The sequence below is a fragment of the Sphingomonas sp. Leaf62 genome, assembly GCF_001421915.1.
Classification (GTDB): Bacteria; Pseudomonadota; Alphaproteobacteria; order Sphingomonadales; family Sphingomonadaceae; genus Sphingomonas.
In genome coordinates this window covers 298,417-314,479 of record NZ_LMLN01000028.1, presented here as the reverse complement: position 1 = coordinate 314,479, position 16,063 = coordinate 298,417, and the positions used below count along the sequence as shown (strand labels likewise).

At 66.9% G+C, this 16,063-nt stretch carries 16 protein-coding genes; 12 read left to right on the top strand and 4 right to left on the bottom strand.

All coding sequences use genetic code 11. The features are described from left to right. Window positions 1-26 precede the first annotated feature (26 nt). Window positions 27-1,013, bottom strand: a complete 987-nt coding sequence (locus ASE91_RS12910; RefSeq protein ID WP_056626748.1) for a polysaccharide deacetylase family protein — start codon at window positions 1,011-1,013, stop codon at window positions 27-29. Continuing rightward, window positions 1,013-2,692 carry a sensor histidine kinase gene (locus tag ASE91_RS12905; protein ID WP_056626746.1) on the bottom strand — a complete coding sequence of 560 codons (1,680 nt, stop codon included), beginning with the start codon at window positions 2,690-2,692 and terminating at the stop codon, window positions 1,013-1,015. Before ASE91_RS12905 ends, ASE91_RS12910 begins: the two co-directional genes overlap by 1 nt. 178 nt (window positions 2,693-2,870) lie before the next feature. Here ASE91_RS12905 and ASE91_RS12900 point away from each other — a divergent pair, with 178 nt between their 5' ends. The 7 genes from ASE91_RS12900 to ASE91_RS12875 all read left to right on the top strand — a co-directional run bounded on the left by ASE91_RS12900 (window position 2,871) and on the right by ASE91_RS12875 (window position 9,457). Further along, complete coding sequence (locus ASE91_RS12900) at window positions 2,871-3,338, top strand: Lrp/AsnC family transcriptional regulator (protein WP_056403342.1); 468 nt, start codon at window positions 2,871-2,873, stop codon at window positions 3,336-3,338. Window positions 3,339-3,987: 649 nt separating this feature from the next. Further along, the gene (locus tag ASE91_RS12895) at window positions 3,988-4,509 is read left to right on the top strand and encodes a CvpA family protein (RefSeq protein WP_055995251.1); all 522 of its coding nucleotides are present in this window, start codon (window positions 3,988-3,990) and stop codon (window positions 4,507-4,509) included. A gap of 49 nt (window positions 4,510-4,558) precedes the next feature. After that, on the top strand, window positions 4,559-4,993 hold the full coding sequence (locus ASE91_RS12890) for an iron-sulfur cluster assembly scaffold protein (RefSeq protein ID WP_056626744.1): 435 nt from the start codon (window positions 4,559-4,561) through the stop codon (window positions 4,991-4,993). Further along, window positions 4,993-6,777 carry a cation:proton antiporter domain-containing protein gene (locus tag ASE91_RS12885; protein ID WP_056626742.1) on the top strand — a complete coding sequence of 595 codons (1,785 nt, stop codon included), beginning with the start codon at window positions 4,993-4,995 and terminating at the stop codon, window positions 6,775-6,777. The genes ASE91_RS12890 and ASE91_RS12885 overlap by 1 nt, the downstream gene beginning before the upstream one ends. A 136-nt stretch (window positions 6,778-6,913) precedes the next feature. Then, window positions 6,914-7,054: a hypothetical protein gene (locus tag ASE91_RS20270; RefSeq protein ID WP_200910765.1), complete on the top strand. Its 141-nt coding sequence runs from the start codon at window positions 6,914-6,916 to the stop codon at window positions 7,052-7,054. Continuing rightward, on the top strand, window positions 7,047-8,402 hold the full coding sequence (locus tag ASE91_RS12880; protein ID WP_056626740.1) for a DUF5935 domain-containing protein: 1,356 nt from the start codon (window positions 7,047-7,049) through the stop codon (window positions 8,400-8,402). Before ASE91_RS20270 ends, ASE91_RS12880 begins: the two co-directional genes overlap by 8 nt. Continuing rightward, window positions 8,399-9,457, top strand: coding sequence for an acyltransferase family protein (locus tag ASE91_RS12875; protein ID WP_056626739.1), 1,059 nt, complete (start codon window positions 8,399-8,401; stop codon window positions 9,455-9,457). Before ASE91_RS12880 ends, ASE91_RS12875 begins: the two co-directional genes overlap by 4 nt. A 184-nt stretch (window positions 9,458-9,641) precedes the next feature. On the opposite strand, the gene ASE91_RS12870 is transcribed toward ASE91_RS12875, so the two are convergent. Further along, window positions 9,642-10,196 (bottom strand): type 1 glutamine amidotransferase domain-containing protein, encoded by a 555-nt coding sequence (locus ASE91_RS12870; protein WP_056626737.1) that lies wholly within the window; start codon window positions 10,194-10,196, stop codon window positions 9,642-9,644. Between the two features lie 105 nt (window positions 10,197-10,301). Here ASE91_RS12870 and ASE91_RS12865 point away from each other — a divergent pair, with 105 nt between their 5' ends. From ASE91_RS12865 to ASE91_RS12850, 4 genes are all read left to right on the top strand, one after another. Then, window positions 10,302-11,330, top strand: a complete 1,029-nt coding sequence (locus tag ASE91_RS12865) for a DNA topoisomerase IB (RefSeq protein WP_056626735.1) — start codon at window positions 10,302-10,304, stop codon at window positions 11,328-11,330. Window positions 11,331-11,339: 9 nt separating this feature from the next. Further along, the gene (locus ASE91_RS12860; RefSeq protein ID WP_082454013.1) at window positions 11,340-12,491 is read left to right on the top strand and encodes a mechanosensitive ion channel family protein; all 1,152 of its coding nucleotides are present in this window, start codon (window positions 11,340-11,342) and stop codon (window positions 12,489-12,491) included. Window positions 12,492-12,614: 123 nt separating this feature from the next. After that, window positions 12,615-13,070 (top strand): MaoC family dehydratase, encoded by a 456-nt coding sequence (locus ASE91_RS12855; RefSeq protein WP_082454012.1) that lies wholly within the window; start codon window positions 12,615-12,617, stop codon window positions 13,068-13,070. 13 nt (window positions 13,071-13,083) lie between these two features. Further along, window positions 13,084-14,262, top strand: a complete 1,179-nt coding sequence (locus tag ASE91_RS12850; RefSeq protein WP_056626733.1) for an acetyl-CoA C-acyltransferase — start codon at window positions 13,084-13,086, stop codon at window positions 14,260-14,262. A 149-nt stretch (window positions 14,263-14,411) separates the two neighbouring features. Here ASE91_RS12850 and ASE91_RS12845 read toward each other — a convergent pair whose 3' ends face one another. Next, window positions 14,412-15,500 carry a branched-chain amino acid aminotransferase gene (locus tag ASE91_RS12845; protein WP_056626731.1) on the bottom strand — a complete coding sequence of 363 codons (1,089 nt, stop codon included), beginning with the start codon at window positions 15,498-15,500 and terminating at the stop codon, window positions 14,412-14,414. A 58-nt stretch (window positions 15,501-15,558) separates the two neighbouring features. On the opposite strand from ASE91_RS12845, the gene ASE91_RS12840 reads away from it, so the two are divergent. After that, window positions 15,559-16,062 (top strand): MarR family winged helix-turn-helix transcriptional regulator, encoded by a 504-nt coding sequence (locus ASE91_RS12840; protein ID WP_056627190.1) that lies wholly within the window; start codon window positions 15,559-15,561, stop codon window positions 16,060-16,062. Window position 16,063 lies beyond the last annotated feature (1 nt).

The following is a 16,063-nucleotide window of genomic DNA, read 5'->3' as shown; positions in this document are numbered from 1 at the left end:
CCCAACGCACGGCGAAGGCGAAAGAATCAGGTGGCGGCGGCGAGGATGTCGTCGCTGGACGCGGGATGGACGTGCAAGGTGGCGAGCAGCGCCAGCACGGCATCCCACCAGTGCCAGAAGGCGGCCAGATCGGCGGCATCGCGGACATAGGGGGTGTGGCCAGGTATGAGGCTCGGCGAATGATAGGCGAAGTTGAGGACACGCACCCCCTCGCCCACCGCCACCCGGATCGCCTCCAGCGCGTCGGCCAGCGGCATGTCCTCGGGCGTCAGCGCGACGCGGTGGAGCAGGCCGAGCCGGGCGAGCAGACCCCGGCCGCGGGGAAACCGGCCTGCACTTTCGTACAGCCGCGCATCGCCGCGCCGCAGCCGCCCGGTGAAGACGGTCGTCAGCGGCAGTTCGACGATGCGCTCGTCGGGGCCGGTGTGGAACGCATCGTTGCCGATGCCGCGATAGTCCGGCCCGCCCTGTGCCCGATAGTCATAGCGGGCGCGCATCGAGCTATCGAGCGCATAGCCGCGCGCCGCCAGCAACCCCAGCGTCGCCGGCCCCAGGCCATAGCGCCCGGCCCGATAGACGATCGGGCGAGTCCCGAAACCCCTGGTCAGGGCGTCGGTCAGGCGGTCGAGCTTGGCGGCCTCCAGCGCGCGCGGCAGGTTGCCGGCAAAGCTGCTATGCGCCGACAGGGTTTCGTCGAACGGCGGATTGACCCATGGGTGCAGCTGCGCACCGATCGTGGCGCGGCCATGGGCAACCACCGCGCGCAGCGCGTCGAGGGCGGCGGGATCGGTCGCGACCGGATAGTCGACCAGATAGCAGGTTTCGACGCGATGGTCGGCGAAACGGCGGTGCGCGTCGGGCAGCGCGGCGACGGCACCGACGCCCCAGCCATCGTGGCGGAACGGCGCGCGCCAGTCGAACTCTTCCTCGGTATCGACGAAGACGGTGAAGCGTGTGCCGAACCCTTCGCGCCAGACGACCGGTCGGCCATCGGCGGGCCGGAACGGCTCCATCAGCGCCGCTGCGCCCGTTCGATCTCCACCGCATGGGCGGCCGGCAGGCGCAGGGTCAGGGTCGCCGAGCCGAACGCCAGCGTCCCGTCGAGTTCGCGCGCGAGATTGCGGGCGAGGCGCAACGCGAAGCCGGTCCCGAGCAGCGACATATCCTCTTCGCCGTCATCGACGTCGAACACACTGTTACCGGGCCATGCGTCGAGCGCCTGCGGCCGGTCGAGCACGATCGACACAAAGCCATCACCTTCGAGGCCGACCCGGACATGGATCGATTCGTCCTGCCCCCCCGCCGAAACGAGGGTCGCGAGCAGCCGGGCGAGAAGCCGTTCGACGGCGCGGCGATCCCCGGCGACGGCGATGTCGGTCGGATCGACCTCCAGCAGCGTGCCGCGCAATTCGCACAGCGACACGAGATCGGCGGCGATCACGTCGAACAACGGCCCGAGCGCGACGCGATCGTCGCGCAGGTCGAGCGCGTCGCCGTCGATCCGCGCGGCAAGATCGAGATCGTCGATCACCGCGACCAGATCGCGCGAATGGTTGAGGATCGCACCGGCACGATCGCGATAGACGGGCAGCACCGGCCCCAGCAATTCCTGCTGGATCATTTCGGCAAAGCCCGCGATCGCGCCCGCCGGGGTGCGCAGTTCGTGGACGAGCTGGCGCAGCTGGGCGATGCCGGCATCGCGGTTGAGATAGGGTTCGGCGCGTTCGCCGTGATAGGGTCGCCGCGCGGTCCCGCGATAGCCGATGAAGCGGCCGGTGGCATGGTCGAACGCGGGTACGCCCGACACGAACCATTCGCCGGTCGCATCGCTGTCGCCGCCGATGGTCAGACGGGCATCGCGGAACGGCGCGCGCTTGCGCAGCGCGCCGGCGGCGATCGCATCGAACCGGGCATGGCCGGGCGTCGCGCAGAAATCCAGCGACATGCCGATCAGCGGCGCACGGCTTACCCCGTCGACCCAACGGATCTGACCGGCGGCGTCGGCTTCGAAGCGGAAGCTGTCCTGCGGCGCGATTTGCGGCGGGGGCGGCGGCGCGCCGTCATGGATGCGTTCGAACGCCTCGATCCGCGCCATGACGTCGGCGATGCGGAACGGACCGGCGGGATCGGGCTCGGTCGCGGGGTCGAGGAACAGCGGTTCCGGATCGATCGCCGGCGCAGTCACCGGAACGGCAGCGAGCGGCGGGACGACGGCGAGAACCGGCGCGGTGACCGGCTGCGGCGCGATCGGTTCGACCGGGCGTTCGTCGGACAGCACCAGATCGACCGATCCGAAGCTGTCGAGCGCGCGGTGGACGGCGGGGTCGATGTCGCGGCGATTGCGCACCACGCCGCGCGCCGGTGGCGACAGGCGCGGCAACAGTGCCTGCCACTGATCGACCGACAGGATAGCGCCGCGCAGTACCGGCAAGGCCGCTTCGATCACATCGGTCGCCAGCAATCCGACCAGTTCGACCGGCGGGCGGGCATATTCGAGGTCGCGGGCACTGGCCACGCGAACCGTTCGCGGAACATGGTTACGCAGATCATGGAGCAAGGCGATGGCGCGGGGGTCGGCGGACACCCGTCCCCGGCCCACCAGATCGACGAGTTGCCGCCACACCGACGCGCGCGCGCCCTCGCCCGACAAATCGGCAGCGAGAACCGTTTCGAGAGTGTCGTCGAAGTGCACCAGCCACCCATGAAAGCGCCACGCGAAGCCGCCGCGCTAAGGAACCCTTAACGAGGAGAAGCGCATTCCGGAACCGCTCAATTTCGGTACGTCGCAATGTGGGACAATTACGCTTCCGCGCAATTTTGTGATGCTGTAGGTTGCGCTTTCATTCGAACAAACCCACGGACCGCACTATATGGCTTTCGATCGTATCGACCGGCAGATCCTGTCGCTGTTGCAGGAGGACGGGCGAATGACGAACGTCGAACTGGCCGAGCGCGTCGGGCTGACCGCACCCCCCTGTCTGCGCCGCGTGCGGGCGCTGGAGGAGGCCGGCGCGATCAAGGGGTATCACGCCGCACTCGACCCGCGACTGCTGGGTTTCACGATCACCGTGTTCGCGCTGGTCAGCCTGAAAAGCCAGGCGGGTAGCGATCTGGCGGCGTTCGAGGCGCATATCGCGACGATTCCCGAAGTCCGGGAATGCCATATGCTGAACGGCGAGATCGATTTCATCCTGAAGATCGTCGCTGCCGATCTGGAAAGTTTTCAGTCGATGCTGACGACGCAGTTGATTACCGCGCCGAACGTCGCGAGCGTGAAGACGTCGCCGACCGTCCGGACGTCGAAGGCGTTGCCGGGGATACCGGTGGTTACGGAATAGGTTCGTTTGGTGGTCGGCGGTCCGGAACCGTACCGGCGCCAGACCTTTGTGGAAGTCGGGACTGCTGACGGGCGCGCTTCTACCTGCTCCTGCAGGGACGGTCCGGTGCGCGGGCCGCGCCCCTTGATCTAAACACGGCATATACCCGCATATCCGCCGAACCCTCGGCGCAGGCGGGCGTCCGGTGCCAAGCAAACAACCGCCCTTGCTCGGGGCTCTGGCCCCCCGCCTGCGGGAGGGTACGTCAGCGGGTCGGCGATCGGCACTTTCGCTAAGCGGGATCGACATTCAGTTCGCTGGATGAAGGAATAGTGTTCCATCCCCTCTCATCACTCCCGCGCAGGCGGGAGCCCCTATACGCCAACGTCGCGGATCGAGCCAAACCGTCGGCGTTTATGGATTCCCGCCTGCGCGGGAATGACGAAATTCCGTGATTATCGCTGAATGTCGATCGGTCCCAAGGTTTCGCCGGAGCCGGAGGCCAGTTGGGAAGGCTTTCCCACAGATCACCGACGTTCCCCAACTGGACCCCGGCCTTCGCCGGGGTACGGAAGAAGGAAGCCGCGCGCGGGACGTTCGCAGCGACCTCGCAGACCGGACAGGATCGGGAGCGCTCGACAATCCCCGCCACGCCCGGCATAGCCCGGCCATGGGTCTGACCTCGCTCGATATCGCCGTTCTGCTCACCGTTGGCGGTGCGGCGGTGCTCGGCTTCCTGCGCGGGTTCGTGACGGAGATCCTGTCGCTCGGCGCATGGGTGCTGGTCGTGCTGGCGCTCAAGCTGTTCCATACGCCGGTCGCCGCCGCACTGGTCGGGCCGACCGGCACCGCCGGGGGGGCAGCGACGCTCGCCTTCGCGCTGATCGCGGGGGTCGGCTATTTTGCCGGGCGGCTGGTCGCCAATGCGATCGGTGCGCGGACGCGGGCGTCGGTGCTGGGGCCGGTCGACCGGGCATTGGGGTTCGGTTTCGGTGCGCTCAAGGGCTTGATCCTGACCAGTCTCGCCTTTCTGCTGCTGCTGCTGGCGGCCGACTTCATCGGCGGCGGACCGACGCGGCGGCCGGTGTGGATCAAGGACGCGCGGACCTATCCGCTGCTCAACGCCACCAGCACCAGCGTGGTCGATTTTATCGATCGCCGCCGCCGGGGCGAGCCGGTGTTCGGCGAATAATCGTGCGACCGACTCGCCAGCGTCACGATCGCGCCCTACATCCGGTCGCGTGACCGCCAATCTGTACAATACCGAAATCCTCCGCCTAGCCGCCGAGACCGCGCAGGCCGTCCGCCTGCCCGACCCCCATGCCAGCATCGAGAAACGATCGCCGATCTGCGGCAGCCGGGTGACGGTCGATGTCATACTCGACGAGGACGGCCGCGTCGCGGCGGTGGGCATGCTGGTGCGCGCGTGCGCACTGGGGCAGGCGTCGTCGGCGTTGCTGGCGCGCGAGATCGTCGGGCGGAATGCGGCGGAACTGGCCGCCGCTCGCGATGCGCTGGCCACCTGGCTAGCGGGGGAAGGCGTCGCGCCCGAGTGGCCGGGGTTGACGCTGTTCGAACCGGCGCGGCCGCATAGCGCGCGCCATGCCTCGATCCGGCTCGCGTTCGAGGCGGCGGCGGAAGCGGCGGCGATCGCCGGTCGGCGGGCTGCGGCCTGATGGAGCACGGCACCGCGTCGCTGTTACGGGATTTCGCGCCGCTGCTGGGCGCGGCGCTGATCTTCGTCCTGATCTTCCGAAAACTGGGACTGGGTGCGACGCTCGGCTATCTGGTCGCCGGGTCGGTGGTCGGGCCGGAAGTGCTGGGGCTGGTCGGCAACGCCGAATCCAAACTGGCCATCGCCGAACTCGGCATCACCCTGTTGCTGTTCCTTGTCGGGCTGGAACTCAGCCCGTCCCGGCTATGGCAGATGAAGCGCGATATCTTCGGGCTGGGGCTGATGCAGGTCGTGCTGTGCGGCGTCGCGATCACCGGCGTCGTGTGGCTGGCGACGCATTTCAGCTGGGCGGCGGCACTGGCGCTCGGCCTGCCGCTGGCGCTGTCGTCGACGGCACAGGTGCTGCCGATGCTGCAATCGGCGGGGCGGATGAAGACGCCGTTCGGCGAGCGGGCGTTCGCGATCCTGTTGTTCCAGGACCTGTCGATCGTGCCGCTGATCACCATCGTCGCCGCGCTGTCGCGTAACCCGGCCGATGCCGCCGGGCCGCCGGGATGGCAATTGGGGCTGTGGACGATCGGCGCGGTCGCGGGGCTGATCCTTGCCGGGCGGTTCCTGCTCAGGCCGATGTTCCGGCTGATCGGCAATATGGGCGAGCGCGAGATGTTCGTGTTCGCCGGACTGTTCACCGTCATCGCCAGCGCGGCGGTGATGCAGGCGCTGGGGCTGTCCACGGCGCTCGGTGCGTTCATCGCCGGCGTGATGCTGGCCGACAGCCCGTATCGCCACGAGCTGGAGGCCGATGTCGAACCGTTCCGGTCGATCCTGCTCGGGCTGTTCTTCCTCGCGGTCGGCATGATGCTCGATCTCGGCGCGATCGTCGAGCGGCCGGTGTTCGTGGTCGGCATGGCGATCGCGCTGATCGCGACCAAAGGGCTGGTGATCTTCGGCATCGGGCGGTTGTTCGGGATGCCGTGGCGCGGGGCGCTGGCGCTCGGCCTGTTGCTGAGCCAGGGCGGCGAATTCGGATTCGTGCTGTTCGCGCAGGCGCAGAACGCGCTGCTGATCGCGCCCGAAGCGGCCAGCGTCTTCGGCGCGATCGTCACCCTGTCGATGGCGACCACCCCGTTCCTGATGATGGCGACGCGCCGCTTCCGCGCCGACCCCGACAAGAAGCGCGGCGACACCCCCGAAGGCCCGCGCCATGACGGGGCGAGCGCGGTCGTGGTCGGCTATGGCCGGTTCGGGCAGACCGTCGCGCAGATGCTGCTGGCGCAGGGGATCAGCGTCACCGTGATCGACCGCGACGTCGAGATGATCGAGATTGCGGGCAGTTTCGGCATGAAGGTCTATTATGGCGACGGCACCCGCATCGACCTGTTGCGGCTGGCCGGGGCGCAGGATGCGGCGTTGCTGCTGTTCTGCGTCGATGGCGATCCGCTGGACGGTGAATCGGTCGCGGCGATCCATCAGGCGTTTCCGACGCCGGGCATCTTCGTGCGCGCGTTTGACCGGCGCGCGGTCATGAAGCTGGCCGGTGCGCCGATCGAGGGCGTATTCCGCGAAGTGCTCGATTCGGCAGTGACGATGGCGCGCGCGGCGATGGTCTCGGTCGGTGTCGACGATGGCGAAATCGACCGGACCGAGGATCTGTACCGCAAGACCGATGCGAAGCGGTTGCTGCAGCAGTCCGAAACCGGCGACATCCGCCAGGGCCGCGAGATGATCTTCACCCATGCGCGGGTCAGCGCCGCGGCGGGGACGGTCCCCGACGACGCCGGATGAAGGGTGCGTTCGTGCCGGGGGATACGCCCTTCGGCACCGACGCTTTCCAGTCCGGCTGGCCCCCGCTCCCTATCGCGCTTAACGTCGCGTCAACCCGCCCGTGCGATACCGGCGGGCAACGCGAAGGGGCCGGCTGATGATCGACAATTTCTCGCTGGGCCTTACCCATTTCCTGATGCTGCTGGCGGTGTGGCACCTGTTGCGGCGCGATGATCTGGATCGCGAGGGCGAGCCGGTCAGGGTGGGCGTGAAGCGGGGCAAACGCCCGGGTGCGTGACCTCGTCTTCGTTGCGTTCCTGTGCGCGTTGTTCGCCGCCGGGTTGCGGCGGCCGTTCGTGTTCGTGCTGACCTATGTCTATATCGACATCGTCGCGCCGCAGCGGCTGACCTATATCCTGCTGAATTCGGTGCCGATTTCGCTGATCGCCGCCGGCATGTCGGTGGTCGCGTGGATCGCGGTCGACGACAAGCGCGATACGCGGATCGCGCCGCGACAATTGCTGATGCTGGCGCTGCTCTTTTATTGCCTGTGGACCACGAAGACCGCCGATTTTCCGGTCGACGCGCAGTATAAATGGGAATGGGTGTGGAAGGCGCTGGCGTTCGCGATCTTCCTGCCGCTCACCCTGCGGACGAAATTGCGGATCGAATCGCTGCTGCTGTTCATGGTGCTGTCGGCGGCGTCGATCATCATCGTCGGCGGGATCAAGACGCTGGGATCGGGCGGCGGCTATGGCGAGCTGAACCTGATGGTGTCGAACAATGCCGGCCTGTACGAAGGGTCGACGATCTCGACGGTCGCGATCGCGATCATCCCGCTGATCCTGTGGTTCACCCGGTTCGGCACGGTGTTCGCCCCCGACTGGCGGGCACGGACCTTCTGCTATGCGCTGGCCTTTTCCTGCCTGTTGATCCCGGTCGGCACGTCGACACGTACCGGGTTGCTGTGCATCGCGCTGCTGGGCGTGCTGAGCCTGCGCGACGTGAAGCGGCGGCTGACCTATCTGGCAATGGCGGGTGCGGCGGGACTGCTGGCGCTGCCGTTCCTCCCCTCCGCCTTTACCCAGCGGATGGAGACGATCGGCACCTATCAGGCCGACGCATCGGCATCGACGCGGCTGGCGGTGTGGGCATGGACGCTGGACTATGTGAAGCAGAACCCGTTCGGCGGCGGGTTCAACGCGTTCCTGCAGAACCGCATCCGCTATGAAAAGGTCGCGGTGGTCGGCGACGCCGGCAACCGCACGGTCGAGCGCAGTCTGGAAGTCGACAAGGCCCGCGCCTACCACTCGGCCTATTTCGAGATGCTGGGCGAACAGGGTTGGCCGGGGCTGATGCTGTGGCTGGCGATCAATCTGGGCGGGCTGTTCCGCATGGAAGTGCTGCGGCGGCGCTATGCCAAGGCGGGCGAAAATGAGGCGTGGGTGGTGCCGCTCGCCGCCGCGCTGCAGAACGGGCACATCATCTATCTGTTCGGCGCGAACTTCATCGCCATCGCTTTTCAACCCTTCGTCTTCATGCTGATCGGCGCGCAGATCGGCCTCGACACCTATCTGGCGCGCAAACGGACCGAGGCGGCGTGGCAACCGCTCCAGCGGCGCAAGACGGAGACGATGGCGGCATGAACGAGTTGAAGGCCCTGACCGGCGCGCGCGGGATCGCCGCATGGTGGGTGGTGTTTTTCCACCTGCGCGGCTCGATGGGCGCGCTGCACCCGGCGATCGAATCCGCGATCGCCAAGGGGTATCTGGCGGTCGATTTCTTCTTTCTGTTGTCGGGCTTCGTGATCTGGCTGTCATGGGGATCGCGGTTTCGCGAACGCGGGTTCGGCGAGGCGGGGCGATTCCTTTGGAAGCGGATGGCACGCATCTGGCCGCTGCATCTGTTCGTGCTCGCCTGCGCCGTCGCCCTCGCGATCGTGCTGGCCGCGAGCGGGCGCAATATCGACCGCTTCCCCTTTGCCGAATTGCCGCTGCACCTAGTGCTGCTGCAAAGCTGGGGTTTCGTCGAGCCGCTGGCGTGGAATGATCCGGCGTGGTCGATTTCGGCGGAGTCGGCAGCGTATCTGCTGTTCCCGGTGCTGGCGGTGACGGTCGACTGGCGGCGGGTACCGAGCTGGGCGCTGATAGCGGTGGTCGCAGTGCTGCTGTTCGGGCTGCTGCCCCATGCCGGGCAGGATGGGCTGGGGGCCGATCTGCGACGCTTCGCCGTGGCGCGGTGCGTGATCCAGTTCGCGGCGGGGACGGCGATCGGCGCGCTATGGGTCCGGTGGCAGCGGCGCGACGGGGTCGCGGGGATTGCGGTGCTGCTGGCAGGGTTGCTGGTGGTCGGATGGGGGCTGAAGCTGTTGCCCGAGCCCTATGCGTTTCCGCCGGCGCTGGCGTGTCTGTTGCTGGCGTTGGCGATCCTGTCGAACCGGCGGGGCAATCCGCTCGAATGGTGGCCGATCCATCGGCTGGGCGAGATCAGCTACGCGACCTATCTCGGCCATTTCCTGCTGTGGTTCGTGTTCAAGCTGGTGTTCGTCGCCGACGCCGCGACCGCGCGGCCATGGGTGCTGGCGCTGTATGGGGTCGCGGTGATCGGGTCGTCGGAACTGCTGTATCGCTATGTCGAGCGGCCGGCGCAGGGGTGGATGAACCGGTGGTGGGATCGGCGGAGGGTTGCGGTCGGGGTTTGAGGGGCTGACGGCAGGCTTTTACCGTTGCAGGTACGCGTCACCGTCCCCGCAAAGGCGGGGACCTATAGACGCAACACTTCCGATCCGAGCGCGAACGTTGGCGCATCTGGGTTCCCGCCTTCGCGGTAAGGACGAACGTCGGTTACAGCGGACACGGGGCGGAGGTTGCTCCGCCCCGCCCCGTTCACGCCTCCGCCAGTTCGCTTTCCAGCGCGTCGATCATCGCCTTCGAAAAGGCCGGAATGTCGTCGGGCATGCGGCTGGTGATGAGGTTGCCGTCGATCACGACCTCCTGATCGACCACTTCGGCACCAGCATTTTCGAGGTCGGTGCGCACCGACGGCCAGCTGGTGACGCGGCGGCCGTCGACCACATCGGCTTCGACTAGCAGCCATGGGGCATGGCAGATCGCGGCGACGATCTTGTCGTCGTCCATGAATTCGCTGACGATTTCGACCGCGCGTTCCTCCATGCGCATCTTGTCGGGATTGCCGACGCCGCCGGGCAGCAGCAGCGCATCGAACTGTTCGGTATCGACATCGTCGAGCGTCAGGTCGGGGGTGATCGTCCGCGCCTTTTCACTGTCGTTGACGACGCCCTGGATCGGATCGGTCCTGATCGAGGCGAGCGTCACCTGCGCCCCGGCGTCGAGCAGCGCCTGACGCGGATCGAACAGTTCGGATTCCTCGAACCCGTCGGCGGCGAGGATCAGCACGCGGGCATTGGCGAGGTCGGCCATCGGTAATCTCCTGTTACGGTCCGCCCCTAACCGGTCGGCACCGGCCCGGTTCCGGAACGAAGCGACGAGCCGAACATTGATCGGATCACCTGCAGGGAAAGCCCGATGGAACCAGCCGAAGACAACCTCCCCTGCCCCGCCGGCTGCACGTTTTCGGACTGCGCGGCAACCGGCATTACCCGCAAGAAACTGACGCACGGCTGGGGCTATTACGACGCGGACGGCGAACGCATCACCGACCGCGACGAGATCGACCGGCTGAACGCCATCGGCCTGCCGCCCGCCTATCGCGACGCATGGTTCTGCACCGATCGGTCGGGGCATATTCAGGCGATCGGATGGGACGACAAGGGCCGCAAGCAGTATCGCTATCACCCCGATTTCCGCGAAGCGCAGGAAACGGCGAAATATGATCGCTGTGCCGCGTTCGGCCATGCCCTGCCCAAATTGCGGGCGCAGGTCGAACGCGATCTGGCCAAGCGGGCGCTGTCACGCGAGCGGGCGGTGGCGGCGGTGGTGCGGTTGCTCGATCTCGGCCGGGTCCGGGTCGGCAACGAAGGCTATGCACGGGTCAACAAGAGTTTCGGCGCGACGACGCTGCGCAAGCGCCACGCCAGGCTGTCGGGCACCTCGCTGAAGCTGCAATATAAGGCGAAGTCGGGCAAGCTGCGAATCCTGACGATCACCGACCGCTCATTGGCCAGTTTCGTACGCAAGTGTCAGGATCTGCCGGGACAGCATCTGTTCCGCTGGGTCGATGCCGAGGGCGAGACGCATCCGGTCACGTCGGGCGACGTCAACGCCTATATCCGCGAGGCGATGGGCGGGGATTTCACCGCCAAGCATTTCCGGACGTGGGGGGCGAGCGTGCTGGCCTTCACCTCGCTGGCCGAGGCGGAGCAGGACATCAGCCTGAAGACGATGCTGGGGCCGGTGGTCGACGCGCTGGGCAATACCCCGGCGATCGCCCGCAAATCCTATGTCCATCCGCTGCTGATCGATCTGGTCAAGGACGGGCAGACCGCATTTCGCGAGACGCTGCGCCTGCCGCGTAGTGCCAAGCATCTCAACCGGCACGAACGCGGGCTGATCGCGCTGCTCGAAGCACAGGCGAAGGTCGCCGAAGCCGCCTGAAAGGATTGCATGACCGCCCAGAATAGTTCGGCCGCCGCGACGGTCGAAAAGAGCTTCAGCGCCGATCAGGCGCAAGCGCAGGCGCAGCTGTTGTTGCAGGACAGCGCGCGGTGGATCGCCGACAACTGGTTGCAGGTGCTGGTCGCGCTGGGCGTTGGGGCGGCGATCGTCGTCGCGCTGCTGGTCGTACGGCGCTGGGGCATGCGGCTGTGTCGCAACGATCGCGCCGGATGGGGTACCGTCGTCGGGCGGGCGGTCGCGCGGACCGGCCTGTTCTTCATGGTAACGCTCGCCGCCAAGCTGGTCGACGGCTATGCCAGCGCGCCGCCGATGGTGACCGCGACGATCGAGTTCCTGTTCACCGTCGCCGCGGTGTTCCAGGCGGCGATCTGGGCGCGCGAAGTGATCCTGGGCGTGGTCGAGCGGCGGACGGCGAGCGACCATAATCATGGTGAGGCGCTGGCATCGGCAATGGGGCTGATCCGGTTGCTGGTCACCTTCGCGCTGTTCGCCATCGCGCTGATCGTCGTGCTCGACAATCTGGGGGTGAACGTCACCGGGCTGGTCGCGGGACTGGGCGTCGGCGGCATCGCCATCGGTCTGGCCGCGCAGGGCATTTTCGCCGATCTGTTCGCCGCGCTGTCGATCATCTTCGACAAGCCGTTCCGGCGCGGCGACAATGTCAGTTACGACCAGACCAATGGTGCCATCGCCGAGATCGGGCTGAAATCGACGCGGATCCGGTCGATCACCGGCGAAGAGCGGATCATTTCGAACAAGAACCTGCTCGACAAGGAAATCACCAACAACAGCCGGCGCGAGCATCGCCGCGCGTCGTTCGTGATCGGTGTGACCTATCAGACCGATGCCGACACCTGTGCGCGCTTGCCCACGATGCTGCGCGAGATCGTCGAGGCCGAACATCGCGTGTTCGTTCGTTGCGGCTTTATCGGGTTCGGCGCATCGAGCCTCGATTTCGAGGTCATCTTCGATTCGCCGGGCGTCGACTATGCGGCCTTCTACGACGGGCGGACCGCGGTCGGCATCGCGATCCTGCGACGGTTCAATGCCGAAGGGATCGAGATCGCCTATCCGACGCAGGTCAACATGACGGCTCGGGCGGATGGCTCGATCGTCGACCCGGCCCCTACGGCGAGCTGATCTTTTCGAAGATAGGGTTTGGGCATCCCGGACGCCGATATCCTGACTTTCCGGCTTTCGGTGTGTTCGCGCTTGCGGTTGCGCCGTTGGTGCCGCTATGCTTGGCCGGATAAGGAGAGGTCGGTGACGGCGATCACGGCGGAGGCGATGGCGGAACGGATCGGCGGCGAATGGCTGTCGGACTGGATGACGCTGGACCAGTCGCGGATCACCGCCTTTGCCGATGCGACCGGCGACCATCAGTTCATCCATGTCGACCCGGTGGCGGCCGCCGCGACCCCGTTCGGCGGTACGATCGCGCACGGCTTCCTGCTGTTGTCGCTGCTGCCGAAACTGGCGGCGAGCAGCGGGATGCCGGCGGTGTCGGGCGCGCGTATGGAAATCAACTATGGCGGCAACCGCGTGCGTTTCGTCCGGCCGGTGCGGTCGGGGTCGCGCGTTCGCGGGCGCTTCACGCTGGTGGCGTTCGAACAGAAGCGCCCCGGCCGGTGGCAACAGACCATCAGCTATGCCGTCGAGGTCGACGGTACCGATCAACCCGCGCTGATCGCCGAATGGATCAGCCAGATCTTCACCTGAACAAGGACCCGCCATGCGCTCAGCCGTCATCGTTTCGACCGCCCGTACCCCGATCGGGCGCGCCTATCGCGGGGCGTTCAACAACCTGCCCGCGCCGACGCTGGCCGCGCATTCGATCCGGGCGGCGGTCGAACGCGCCGGGATCGAGGGGGGCGAGGTCGACGACGTGCTGTTCGGCGCGGCGCTGCAACAGGGGCATCAGGCCGGCAATATCGCGCGTCAGGCGGCTCTGCGCGCCGGCCTGCCGACGACGGTGTCGGGCATGTCGATCGACCGGCAATGCGCCAGCGGGCTGATGGCGATCGCTACCGCCGCCAAACAGATCGTGCACGACCGCATGGACATCTGTGTCGCCGGCGGGGTCGAATCGATCAGCCTTGTCCAGACGCCGCAGATGCGGATCGCCGCCGATCCCGAATTGCTGGCGATGCACGGCGACATCTATATGCCGATGCTCCAGACCGCCGAGATCGTCGCCAAACGCTATGGCATCTCGCGCGATCGGCAGGACGCCTATGCGCTCCAGTCGCAACAGCGCACCGCCGCCGCGCAGGCGAACGGACTGTTCGATGCCGAACTGGTGCCGGTGACCGCGACGATGAACGTCGTCGACAAGGCGACCAAGGAAGTATCGACCCACGACGTCACGTTGACCAAGGACGAAGGCAACCGCGCCGACACGACGCTGGAGGGGCTGCAGTCGCTGAAACCTGTCATGGGTGAACAGGCGGTCATCACCGCCGGCAATGCCAGCCAGTTGTCGGACGGGTCGTCGTCGTGCGTGCTGATGGAGGAATCGGTCGCCGCAGCGCGCGGGTTGCAGCCGCTGGGCCGCTATGTCGGCATGGCGGTGGCGGGCACCAAGCCCGACGAGATGGGGATCGGCCCGGTCTATGCCGTGCCCAAGCTGCTCGAACGCTTCGGCCTGTCGGTCGACGATATCGGGCTGTGGGAACTGAACGAGGCGTTCGCAGTGCAGGTGCTGTATTGCCAGGACGTACTGGGCATTCCCGACGACCGGCTGAACGTCAATGGCGGCGCGATCTCGATCGGGCATCCGTACGGCATGTCGGGCGCACGGATGACGGGCCATGCGCTGATCGAGGGTAAGCGGCGCGGCGTAAAGTATGTCGTTGTGACGATGTGCGTCGGCGGCGGCATGGGCGCTGCGGGGTTGTTCGAGGTGCTTTGAGGCATTCCGCGTTCAACCGGGCGAAAGCGGTTCGGTTGAGCGCGGTGCCGGCAGGCGAAACTCGCAGGTCGAACCTTGGTCCCGGCATGGGCTGAACAGTGCGGGGCACTGTTCACCCGAAACGCCCTTGAAGGGGAGAGGGCCGTGGGTCAGCCGATGCGTTGCATCCAGCCGTGCGGGTCGTTGCTGCGGCCGCGCTGGATGTCGGTCAGTTGCTTGAGCAGCGCCTGCGTCCGCGCACCGGGTTGGCCGTCGCCGATCTGGAAGCTGAAGTCCGCCGACGACACCTTGCCGATCGGGGTGACGACGGCGGCGGTGCCGCAGGCGAACGCCTCGACCAGACGGCCGCTGGCGGCATCGGCCTGCCACTGGTCGATCGAATAGCGTTCCTCGCGCACGTCGATCCCGGCATCGCGGGCCAGCGTCAGGATCGAATCGCGGGTGATGCCGGGCAGGATCGTGCCGGTCAGCGGCGGGGTGAGCATCGTGCCGTCGTCGAACACGAAGAAGATGTTCATGCCGCCCAGTTCCTCGACCCAGCGGCGTTCTACCGCGTCGAGGAACACGACCTGATCGCAGCCCTGCCGGATCGCTTCGGACTGGGCGAGCAGGCTGGCGGCGTAATTGCCGCCGCACTTCGCATCGCCGGTGCCGCCCGGCGCCGCGCGGGTAAATTCCTTCGACACCCACAACGAGATGCTCTTGGCACCGCCCGGCCAGTAGTTGCCAACCGCCGAGGCAATGACGCAATAGAGATACTCGGCGGACGGCTTCACGCCGAGAAACGTCTCGCTCGCGATCATGAACGGGCGCAGATAGAGCGCGCTGCCCTCCCCGGCCGGAATCCAGTCGCGCTCGGCCAGCGTCAGTTCGCGGCACGACGCGACGAACAGGTCCTCTGGCAATTCGGCCATGGCAAGGCGCTTTGCCGAGCGGCGGAAGCGGGCGGCATTCTGTTCGGCGCGGAATAGCGCGACGCCGCCATCGGGCAGCGTATAGGCCTTCAACCCCTCGAAAATCTCCTGCGCGTAGTGGAGGACAGCGGCGGCCGGGTCCATGACGATCGGCGCGCGTGCGCTGATCCTGGCGTCATACCAGCCCTTGTCCTCCGACCAGCGCATCGTCGCCATATGGTCGGTGAAGACGCGCCCGAACCCCGGATTGACGATCCGTGCCGCCCGCTCGCTCGCCGCGACCGGCGTCGCATGGGATTCGAAGGCGAAGGTCGGCTGCGTCATGGCGTCCTCATGGATGAATGCTTGCGGTGGCGTAGGCCGGATGGCAGAAATGGTCAACATGACTGCCCCAATATCGCCCGCCCAGTCGATGGCCGCATCGGCATTGTTCCTGCGCGAAGCGGAGGTACGGCGCGGGATCGAACTGCTGTATTTCGGCTATAGCCATTTGACGCGGACGATCGATGAGGAACTGGCGGCGCAGAATCTGGGGCGTGCGCATCACCGCGCGCTGTATTTCATCGCCCGCCGGCCCGACCTGTCGGTCAGCGAATTGCTGCGGTTGCTGGCGATCACGAAACAGTCGTTGGGGCGGGTGCTGAACGACCTGTCGTCGCGGGGTCTGGTCGAGAGCCGGGCGGGCGACCGCGATGCGCGGCAGCGGTTGCTGAAACTGACGCCCGAAGGACAGGCGCTGGAGGCGCGACTGTACGAAATGCTCAACGCGAAATTGTCGCGCGCCTATTCGGGTGCGGGACAGGACGCCGTCAGCGGCTTCTGGGCGGTGCTGGAGGGGCTGATCCCGGCGGGGGACAAGGCGGCGGTGGCGGCGCTGGGGCGGTAGG

Coding starts and splice junctions, on each gene's coding strand:
- ASE91_RS12910 (WP_056626748.1), bottom strand. CDS start 1,013: ATGGAGCCGTTCCGGCCCGCCGATGGCCGACCGGTCGTCTGGCGCGAA.
- ASE91_RS12900 (WP_056403342.1), top strand. CDS start 2,871: ATGGCTTTCGATCGTATCGACCGGCAGATCCTGTCGCTGTTGCAGGAG.
- ASE91_RS12895 (WP_055995251.1), top strand. CDS start 3,988: ATGGGTCTGACCTCGCTCGATATCGCCGTTCTGCTCACCGTTGGCGGT.
- ASE91_RS12885 (WP_056626742.1), top strand. CDS start 4,993: ATGGAGCACGGCACCGCGTCGCTGTTACGGGATTTCGCGCCGCTGCTG.
- ASE91_RS20270 (WP_200910765.1), top strand. CDS start 6,914: ATGATCGACAATTTCTCGCTGGGCCTTACCCATTTCCTGATGCTGCTG.
- ASE91_RS12875 (WP_056626739.1), top strand. CDS start 8,399: ATGAACGAGTTGAAGGCCCTGACCGGCGCGCGCGGGATCGCCGCATGG.
- ASE91_RS12870 (WP_056626737.1), bottom strand. CDS start 10,196: ATGGCCGACCTCGCCAATGCCCGCGTGCTGATCCTCGCCGCCGACGGG.
- ASE91_RS12865 (WP_056626735.1), top strand. CDS start 10,302: ATGGAACCAGCCGAAGACAACCTCCCCTGCCCCGCCGGCTGCACGTTT.
- ASE91_RS12860 (WP_082454013.1), top strand. CDS start 11,340: ATGACCGCCCAGAATAGTTCGGCCGCCGCGACGGTCGAAAAGAGCTTC.
- ASE91_RS12850 (WP_056626733.1), top strand. CDS start 13,084: ATGCGCTCAGCCGTCATCGTTTCGACCGCCCGTACCCCGATCGGGCGC.
- ASE91_RS12845 (WP_056626731.1), bottom strand. CDS start 15,500: ATGACGCAGCCGACCTTCGCCTTCGAATCCCATGCGACGCCGGTCGCG.
- ASE91_RS12840 (WP_056627190.1), top strand. CDS start 15,559: ATGACTGCCCCAATATCGCCCGCCCAGTCGATGGCCGCATCGGCATTG.